The 409-nt window shown below is 45.2% G+C and carries 1 protein-coding gene; it reads left to right on the top strand.

The annotated features are described in order from the left end of the window. Positions 1–109: 109 nt before the first annotated feature. A partial coding sequence (locus C7H79_RS17445; protein ID WP_172592510.1) for a transposase occupies positions 110–409 on the top strand: 300 nt, incomplete at its 3' end.

The following is a 409-nucleotide window of genomic DNA, read 5'->3' as shown; positions in this document are numbered from 1 at the left end:
CCTCCATTATTTATTTCGATTAATGTGCAGCACAAAATACTTTTCCAACTCAACTAAGAATAATACAGCTTATGCCGTAATTTTACATGAATATGCGTGGCACCCTAACTTGGCTAAATTGCATCTTGCGGTCGATGAGAACCATCAATTGTTGGCGTGCGAACTGACCACACTTGATACGGGCGACCCCACCGCAATCCAGGATTTACTTGCCCAAACTGACACACTTTTTGATACCTTCATCATCGATGGTGCCTATGATGGAGAACCGTTTTCCCAGGCGATTTTGAATCAGCAACCTGATGCACAAGTGATGATTCCACCGCACAAGACACCCGCCCGCTCAACTGCAGACGACAATCAGCGAGACAGTCATATCAAGGTGATTGATCAGCATGGTCACATTGCT

Origin of the sequence: Nitrosomonas supralitoralis, assembly GCF_003011925.2 — a bacterium.
GTDB classification, from domain to species: domain Bacteria; phylum Pseudomonadota; class Gammaproteobacteria; order Burkholderiales; family Nitrosomonadaceae; genus Nitrosomonas; species Nitrosomonas supralitoralis.
This window is presented reverse-complemented; position numbering and strand designations above follow the sequence as displayed.